At 41.3% G+C, this 9,434-nt stretch carries 5 protein-coding genes; all 5 read left to right on the top strand.

Annotated elements, in window-relative coordinates; translation table 11 throughout:
* Positions 1-2,708, top strand: a 2,708-nt coding sequence (locus HP439_RS01600; protein WP_172388598.1) for a SusC/RagA family TonB-linked outer membrane protein, incomplete at its 5' end; no start/stop codon positions are given.
* 11 nt (positions 2,709-2,719) lie between these two features.
* Complete coding sequence (locus HP439_RS01595; RefSeq protein ID WP_172388597.1) at positions 2,720-4,339, top strand: SusD/RagB family nutrient-binding outer membrane lipoprotein; 1,620 nt, start codon at positions 2,720-2,722, stop codon at positions 4,337-4,339.
* 282 nt (positions 4,340-4,621) lie between these two features.
* Positions 4,622-5,497 carry a DUF72 domain-containing protein gene (locus HP439_RS01590; protein ID WP_172388596.1) on the top strand — a complete coding sequence of 292 codons (876 nt, stop codon included), beginning with the start codon at positions 4,622-4,624 and terminating at the stop codon, positions 5,495-5,497.
* A 317-nt stretch (positions 5,498-5,814) separates the two neighbouring features.
* Positions 5,815-7,596 (top strand): AsmA family protein, encoded by a 1,782-nt coding sequence (locus tag HP439_RS01585; protein WP_172388595.1) that lies wholly within the window; start codon positions 5,815-5,817, stop codon positions 7,594-7,596.
* 133 nt (positions 7,597-7,729) lie between these two features.
* On the top strand, positions 7,730-9,433 hold the full coding sequence (locus HP439_RS01580; protein WP_246229162.1) for a TrkH family potassium uptake protein: 1,704 nt from the start codon (positions 7,730-7,732) through the stop codon (positions 9,431-9,433).
* The last annotated feature ends 1 nt before the right edge of the window (position 9,434 follow it).

The following is a 9,434-nucleotide window of genomic DNA, read 5'->3' as shown; positions in this document are numbered from 1 at the left end:
GGAAAGCCAAAAGTTTGTCCTATTCAACTCAAACAGTTAAGGGTGACGAGCTAACGAAGGTCAAGGATGCAAATCCGATGAACAACCTTACCGGAAAAGTTTCCGGAATGCAAATTAATCGGAGCTCGTCAGGTATCGGTGGATCGGTGAATATTATACTTCGTGGGTTTAAATCGAATCGTAATAATCAACCACTGTACGTTATCGATGGTCTTCCTATTACTAACACGAGCGGTAGTGGTTCTGAAGGGGCATTCGGAGGGGGAGCAGATCGAGGGGATATTCTAAGCACACTTAATGCGGACGATATTTTAAGTATCAATGTGCTAAAGGGGGCTTCTGCATCGGCTCTTTATGGTAGTCAAGGAGCTAACGGAGCGATTATGATTACGACAAAGAAGGGTGCTGAAGGAAATCTAAAGATTGACGTTTCATCGGGTATAACTGCGGATGAAGCTTTCTATTTACCGAAGTTTCAATATCGCTATGGACAAACATCCGAGGGTAGCGAAGAAAGTTGGGGAGAAAAGGGTGATTACCAAGTCCCTGTTGAGGATTTTTTTAACACAGGAACCACGCTTATTAACACGGTATCTTTAAGCGGGGGAACCGAACGGATGCAAAATTATTTCTCCTATGGGAATACAACCAATAACGGAATATTACCAACAAATACATTTAAGCAACATTCCGCGACCTTTCGCAATTCAACCAGCTTTTTTGATGGCAAGCTTTCCTTTGATGGGAACATGATGTATTCGCGCCAAGATGTCAAAAACAGGCCGACCTCGGGACTTTATTTTAGTCCTATTGCGGGCTTGTACCTGTTTCCTAGAGGGCTAGATTTCGATCAATTTGAAAACTACGAATATTTATCGCCAACACGGAATCTCTATCTTCAAGACTGGTGGAATGTGAATGCAGATAAAGGGCTTACCGGTACGCACCATTCCCAGAATCCTTACTGGGTACTCAATAGAAACTCAACATTTCAGAAGCGGGACAATATCATCGCGCAAGCACAATTAAAATTCAATATTAACGAGTGGTTGTCTGTAAGCGCCCGTGGAACGATGAACAAACGTTGGGACAGTTGGGAGCGTCATGTTTATGCAGGTACCCAAGGTGTGCTTTCAGGAGAACGTATTGAAGGTGTTTTAGAAGATAATGGTCGATTTATGCGCGACGAGACGGAAAGCACGGCACTCTATGGTGACCTTCTTTTAATCGGTAATAAAACCTTTGCAGAGGACTGGGATCTGAACTTTACGGCTGGAACGTCCATTAATGATACGAAGTCCGACGCGTGGAATATCGATCAACGAAAATTAGCTGTTGCGAATAAGTTCCTTTTAAGTAATATTTACCGGGATGCACCTATTAATGTGCTGACTGAAACTATTAGTAACCGTCAACTTCAGTCTGTTTTCGGGTCAACAAACCTAGGTTATAAAGATAAAATCTTTTTGGATTTGACGGCAAGGAACGATTGGTCATCAACGCTAGCGAATACCCCGAAAGAAAAAAAGGGATATTTTTACTGGTCCGCTGGTCTGTCGGCAATATTGTCTGATATGATAAAGATGCCTTCATTTATAACATACAGTAAACTTAGGTTAACGTTGGCTGAGGTCGGAAATGACGTTGGTATCTACAGTACTATTCCGACAAACACGCTCTCGACAGGTGTTCTCAATGCGAACGTATCCGGCCCTTATCAAGGCTTACCGCTGCGACCAGAAATCAGTAGGAGTTATGAGATTGGATATGAGGGACGATTTTGGGAGGATCGAATAAACTTTGATCTTGCGTTATACAAAACGAACACCAAGGATCAATATTTTTCTTATCAAGCCCCTGTTGGCCAAGTTTATACAACAGTATTCTTAAACGCGGGTAACGTGGAAAATAAAGGGATCGAAATCGCTCTGGGTGTTGATGCAATAAAAAAGGAAAAGTTAACATGGAATACCGGGATAAATTTCACAGCCAATAGAAATAAGATTTTGGAGTTAGCGCCGAATCTGGGCGACAGATATTCGATTGGCGGAAATTTTAATGTATTGCGATTGAATGGTTCATTTGGCGATTTCTGGGCACGGACATTCTTGCGCGATGAAAATGGTGTGATGGTTGTTGACGATCAAGGACGGCCACAAATTGGACCTGAAGGTTATATTGGAAATAATACCCCTAAATCTATCGTTGGTTGGAACAATACATTTACTTACGGGAAATTTGGTTTAAGTTTTACTATTGACGGAAGGTTTGGGGGACAGGTAATCAGTATCACTGATGGATATCTGAATTCATTTGGTGTGAGTGAGGAAAGTGCGGCTGCGCGTGATGCCGGGGGATTAGATATCCCTGCGGTGAAAGCAGACGGAACACCTTGGGAAGGTAAAATTCCGGCTCAAGCATATTATACCGCAGTCGGTAATCGTGATGGTATCATTGAAGGTCAGATTTACGATGCCACCAATATCCGCATGCGTGAGATCTCTCTAAGCTATGGGATTCCGGTTAAATGGGAAGGTATAAAAGCGGCATCAATATCACTTACTGGTCGGAATTTGTTTTTCTTCAAGAATGATGCGCCGTATGATCCCGAATTGAACACGACAACAGGTGTGGGGGGACAAGGCTACGATAGCTTTGCGCTTCCTGCGACACGTAGTTACGGTTTGAACCTAAAAGTATCCTTTTAACAAACGAAAAGATGAGAAATAAAAATATAACTAAGCTAATTACAATATTAATATTGAGCGGACTCCTGACCGCGGGTTGTACGAAAAATTTTGAAGAACTCAACACGAACCCTGCGGGAGTAACCGACGAGGAAGCAATGGGCGACTTTGCGCTAGTTTCGGCTTTCCTCGCGCAGGCGCAGCGGGATATTATTCCGGAAACTGTTGGAGAATACCAGCTAGGAAATAACTTGACAAGTGATGCATACGGAGGGTATTTGGCCGCACAGGCCCCTTTTGTTGGGAATGCGAATAATCTAACATACAGTTTAGTTCCAGGATGGTATTCGTCGATCTGGGTCGATCGGTATATCCGTGCTATGAATCCTCTGTATCGGGTAGAACAAATTACACGTGCGGATGAAGCCATGCAAGACGTTTTTGCTTTTGCCAAGATTCTTAAAGTTTCAGCAATGCATAGAACATCCGATAAGGTTGGTCCCATTATTTATAGTCAATACAACTTACCGAATCAAGCAGATGAAATCCATTATGATTCACAGGAAGACGCTTACAAGAATTTTTTCTTAGACTTAGATACAGCTACGACCATCCTAAAATCCTATCAGGGAAAGGAAGTATCATCGGCGATGAAGAAATCAGATCTCGCTTATACTAGTGATAATTACGAACGTTGGTTGCGTGTTGCCAATACGTTACGGTTGCGTTTGGCACTGCGCATTGCCTTTAAGTCACCGGCTCAAGCTAAGGTTGAAGGCGAAAAAGCGCTTAATCCCGAAAATGGGGGATTACTGGAGTCAACTGATGACAATTGCTTCTTCAGTTTAAGCGTTGACCACCCTTTGAACATTATTACCACTACGTGGAGTGATACCAGAATGGGCGCCCCAATTGAATCGATCTTAGGCGGATATAAAGATCCTCGTCTTGCTAAACTCTTCGCCAAAGCGACAGATCCAGTTGTAAAAGATCAGTATAAGGGGATTCGGTCAGGAATTGATATTGATGCAAAGAGCAGATACGATAATTACTCAAAAATGCTGGCGCTGCCTAACAAAATGCAATTTATGGTGGCCTCTGAAAGCTGGTTTCTCAAAGCTGAGGCTGCACTTCGGAACTGGGCAAATGCGGGGATCGCTAAAACGAACTATGAAACGGGGATAGACAAATCTTTTGAAATGTATGGTGTGAGCGCGGCGGCAGACGCATACAAAAACAATGCAACGGATAAACCTATTGCGTATATTGATCCCAAGGCAAAAACGCCTGGACAAAATGATGTTAAACAAGGATCTCCCCATTTAAGCACGATAACTGTGCGCTGGGAAGAAGGAGATACGCAGGACAGAAAATTGGAGCGAATCATTACGCAAAAATGGATTGCGATGTTCCCAGATGGTGATGAAGCATGGGCGGAATATCGAAGATCTGGTTACCCAATATTGTTTCCTGTTGTTGTTAATTATAGCGGAAATACTATTCCGACGGACCCGGGTATTCGTAGAGTACCTTATCCAGAACGCGAGTATAATAGTAATAGTGTCGCGGTCAACGAAGCGGTGTCTATGTTGGGAGGAGAAGATAATGGCGGAACACGATTATGGTGGGATGTAGAAGATAAAAAGCTTTAGTCGCTGTATCATTAACCTTGTCCAGGAAAAATCCTGAAAATAAAACCTGCAACAAAAGCAGGTTTTATTTTTTCCCGTAAGAGGATGTTTGCGTCGTGGGTAAAATTTTGCTGTTCAGTAGTATTTGCAACGGATGGAGAATCTTTGCTTTAAGCGAAAAAAAAAGTTAGTTTTGTTTAGGAGCAATGACAGGCTCGTTTCTGCTTCGGATTATGCCTAAAGGCAGATTGGCAGCAGGCGAGGGTCAACAAAATCGTTGTTCTAAACTTTAAAAATTACTATATGGAATTCGGAAAGGTACCAGATCCTTCAATCATTGATTTCACACTCCCGGCGACTCCGCAGGTATCATTAGATCTACTTCAATCTCACAAACGGGATAAACCCTTTGAAGTTTACGTTGGTTGTGCAAAATGGAATAGAGCAGATTTGAAGGGATTTTATCCCAGAGGTACGAAGGATGAATTAGTATATTATTCTTCACAATTCAATTCAATTGAACTGAATGCGACATTTTATAATTCACCTACGAAGAAACAGGTCGAAACATGGGGATCAAAAACTCCAGACGATTTCAAGTTTTTTCCTAAAATTCCCCGTTCTATAAGTCACTTTAGTCGATTACTAAATACGGACGAAAAAGTTAGCGAGTTTGTCGATGCCACTGTTTTATTTGAAGAGAAATTGGGTATGGCGTTTTTGCAACTTATTGATAATTATAAACCGAAGGATTTTGAACGCCTTGAATTGTTCCTGAAAAAGTTTCCCAAGGGCTATCCTTTAGCGGTCGAAGTACGTAATGAAGAATGGTTTTCGCCAGCAAATGCGGAACGTTTTTATAAAATGCTTGAAGACACCGAGAAAACGAATGTACTTGTAGATACTGCAGGTAGGCGAGACATGCTACATATGCGTTTTACCAGCCCCACGGCGTTTATTCGCTATGTAGGGGCCAATCACGATTCGGATTATACGCGATTGGATGCTTGGATAGACACTATAGCGGAGTGGAAGGACGCAGGGCTGCAACAGCTTTATTTTTTTATACATCAAAATAAAGAGGTGGAATCTCCATTGTTAGCAGCATATTTTATAAAAAAATTAAATAAACGATTAGGCACGAACTTACATGTTCCTAAGGGGGCTAATGAATCCTAATTAAGAATAGCGTTTAAATTTTTTTGAATAAAATCCAACCTACGGTGGTCGTCAAAAAGAGGTGAGGTTCCTGATATTTCGCCTAAATTATGTATCCGAGTGAAGGAACAAACCTTCGTGTTACGATAGCTATTTAAGTAATTGTGTTCAACATGTCGTTTCTAGTTAAGTAATGTATACTTTAAGTCAAACAAATTCTGTTTTTTGTTGTTTTTCTTAATGAGCGATATATTGTAACTTCGATCTTTTTTCCTACCTTAGATTGGCCTGCGAAACGTCGAGGGAACAATTATTAACAAATTTATCAGTCCTTTTATATGAAACCAATTTGGAAGTGGGTTATTGGCATTGTTCTAATCCTTATCGTTGCTGTTTTTGGTCTATCGTCATATTTTTCAAGCAATTGGAAGCCGTTGGTGGAGGAAAAACTACAGGAGATCGTGAACAGCTCTACGGATAGCTTGTACCGGTTGACTTACGATGATCTGGATATTAACTTAGCCCTTGGGAACGTTACACTCAAAAATGTTAAGCTCAGATCAGACTCAGCAGTGTATGCCCAGTTAGAGAGAGATAGCCTTGCTCCTGATAATTTGTATGATATCTCACTTAAAGCGTTAAAAATTAAGCGATTTGGTATTATGGATGTCGTAAAAGACAAGGTGTTAAACATCAAATCTATTACTTTCGAGGAACCAGAAATGGTGTTGCGCAATAAGTATCACGCATATAATGACACGGTCAGTGTTAAACCTAAACGTTCGCTATACGAGAATATTCGAGATGTATTTCAAAAGGTGAATGTCGATAATATTGACCTAGATAATCTGAAAGTTACCTATATGAACCTTGATAGAGATCGTTCTAGCGACCTTTCTCTAAGTAATGTGCAGATCAAGGTGCGGGATGTGTTGATTGATGAAACTTCACTGTCAGACACGTCTAGGTTTCTGTATACGAAGCTTGTAGAGGTGAATATTCCGGGGTTCACTTATAAATTTACGGATGGTTTCTACCAAGCGAGCTTCAAGGAACTTAAGATTAATACACAGGAGCAAAACGTACTTCTTACCGCGATCTCCTTTAAACCCCAAATGGGAAGGGAAGCATACTTTAAGAAACGCGGAGAAAATAAGACCATGACGGAGTTCTCTGTAGATACGTTGCGTATGGAGAACTTAGATTTTAAGAGGCTTTTTGATTTGCAACAGGTTGTGGCGAGCAAAGTTCAGGTTAAAAACGGCTCACTTAAGCTTTTTGGTGACAAAAGGTATAGGAAAAGGCCCGCGAACCAGATCGGTCAGGCACCTCATCAGAAGCTGATGCGTGTGAAGAGCCTTCTCGCCCTGGACTCGGTGTTTTTAGAGAATTTTGATGTAGTGTATGCAGAAATGAGCGGTAAGTATCATCAAATAGGGGAGGTTTCTTTTATAGGGACTTCAGGATATTTAGCGAATGTGACAAATGATAGTTCGAGGCTTTCTAAAGATAAATTTATGCATGTCAACATGAATACCCGTATCATGGATCGAGGTAATATGCATGCCAAATTTGAGCTGGATATGCTCAGTAAAACGGGAGCGTACAGTTATTCGGGGAGCGTTGGTCCGATGAGTGCCACTCATTTTAACCGAATTTTGAAACCTTTACTTAACGTGGAAATTGGTTCGGGGAATATACGTAGCATCAAGTACAATATGTATGCTACCGACCACCGTAGCCGTGGAGATTTTAGATTTAACTACGACGACCTGAAAATTGAAATACTAGATCGCAGAGAGAAAACAAGCAAGAGAGTTATTTCATTTTTAGTTAATCAGATACTGATTAACGACAGCAATCCAGATGCTAATGAGATCTATCATGTGGGAAAGGTAAACCACAGGAGGGATCCCTCTCATACTTTTTTTAAAGATATGTGGCAAAGTCTGCTCGACGGCATCAAGCAGACCGCCGGAATTAGTAAGGAGCGGGAAGCCCGTTTGACGGGGTCGGCTCAGGAGGTTTTGGAAAAGGTTGAAGACACCAAAGGAAAGGTTAAAAAAACGAAAGGTTTTCTTAAACGATTGTTCAAGAAGGATGATCAACAGTCGGAATAGGTCGATAAAAGCATTCTATTTCTGCTTGTAAGGAAAAAAATCCTAGTTTTGTTTGTGGATGGAAGAAATTATTCGGTTTTTCAAATTTCTAACAAAATATAGAAACAGGCTTGTCGACCAAGTTATGTTCTATATGAGCATGATTTGTGCGCTGTTGACAATAACGCATATTGGCTACATTACAGACAAGGGTATTGCGGAAACAACCCAATCTCTTGTAACAGGATCTTTCTACTTTCTGTTTGTATTAGTTGCCCTACGTACGGCAGCGGCGATAGTAACCAGACGTAAACTCAATAGTTCGCATATTTTAGGGTTACTGCTCACGGCGTATTTTCTTTTTATAGTATTCTGCCATATAAATCACATTGAATACTTTGCTAAACATGAATGGGTATATCTTGGTATTGCGGTTGTATTTCTTTCCGAACTCTCTCGCAGCAGCTTGTTTTTTGACAATTTTTACTTCAACCCAACGATATTATTTATTATTAGTTTTCTAGCGTTGATTTTGCTCGGGACGGTACTTTTGATGTTGCCGCGCACGACGATCGAAGCGCCGCTGAGTTTTGTCGATGCGCTTTTTATGGCCACAAGTGCCGTTTGTATTACCGGTCTTTCGGTGACGGATATTTCGACAAATTTCTCTGTTTTTGGCCAATCAGTAATTATGCTTTTAATTCAAATTGGCGGCCTCGGTATTATGACGTTTACAGGTTTCTTCGGGTACTTTTTTTCCGGAGGCTTTTCTTATAAAAATCAGTTGATGTTTGGCGAGATTTTGGGTGAAAACAAGCTTAATTCTGTAGTTTCAACGCTATTGACGATTATATTTATAACGCTATTCTTTGAGTTATTAGGGGGTATTTTTATTTATTTTTCATTGGATGCAAATCAGTTTGGTTCCAATGCGGAACGCATCTTTTTTTCTGCTTTTCATGCGATATCGTCATTTTGTAATGCCGGATTTTCGATCCTCCATGGGGGTATCACCCATCAGGCGTATCAAACCAATTATGCTTTTCAGATTTGTTTAGCAAGTATTTTCATACTTGGAGGATTGGGTTTTGGTACGGTGTTTAACTTTTACTCATTTCTCAAGAACTGGGGACGTCGGCTCATGCATAGGTTTGTGTTGCGCAGACCCTTTGTACATAAGCCACGGGCGATTACTTTCAATACGCGCTTTGTTCTTATATGTAACGCGATCGTCGTTGTTGCGGCTACCTTTTCCTATTATTTTTTAGAGCAACAGCACACATTGACGGAACATGCAAGCGTTGCAGGAGATTGGGCGACATCCTTTTTCATGGCAAATTCCTCCCGTTCGGCAGGTTTTAATAGCGTGCCGGTAGGTTTCGTCGGTGGGTCTACACTTATAATGCTCGTAACCCTTATGTGGATTGGCTCCTCTCCTGGGTCTACCGGAGGCGGAGTTAAGGTAACTACGGTTGCGGTATCATTAATGAATGTTATCGCCCTAGCTCGGGGAAAGGACTCGATAGAGATTTTCCGCCGCCGTATCGCTTCGGAGTCCGTGAATAAATCGTTTGCAATAATTCTGCTCTCCGTTCTGATGATAACGCTTAGCTTCATACTACTAACGTTTGCAAATCCCGATCAACCGATGAAGAGTCTTCTGTTCGAATCGATATCGGCTTATACTACCTGTGGTTTAAGTCTTGGTGTTACACCATCGCTGTCTGCTGCGGGGAAGATTATAGTTGTCTTTACGATGTTTATCGGTCGTGTGGGCGCTTTAACATTACTGGTTGCATTTATTAAAAACACTAAGAACAAGAGTTATATATACCCCACAGAAAAGATTTTGTTTTAGA

It is taken from the genome of Sphingobacterium shayense (assembly GCF_013179575.1).
Classification (GTDB): Bacteria; Bacteroidota; Bacteroidia; order Sphingobacteriales; family Sphingobacteriaceae; genus Sphingobacterium; species Sphingobacterium shayense.
Note: the sequence above shows the minus strand (reverse complement) of the source record. Positions and strands in the feature narration are given on the sequence as shown.

What these genes read in the sequence shown, in the direction of transcription:
- HP439_RS01595 (WP_172388597.1), top strand. Translation starts at nt 2,720, where the DNA reads ATGAGAAATAAAAATATAACTAAGCTAATTACAATATTAATATTGAGC.
- HP439_RS01590 (WP_172388596.1), top strand. Translation starts at nt 4,622, where the DNA reads ATGGAATTCGGAAAGGTACCAGATCCTTCAATCATTGATTTCACACTC.
- HP439_RS01585 (WP_172388595.1), top strand. Translation starts at nt 5,815, where the DNA reads ATGAAACCAATTTGGAAGTGGGTTATTGGCATTGTTCTAATCCTTATC.
- HP439_RS01580 (WP_246229162.1), top strand. Translation starts at nt 7,730, where the DNA reads ATGAGCATGATTTGTGCGCTGTTGACAATAACGCATATTGGCTACATT.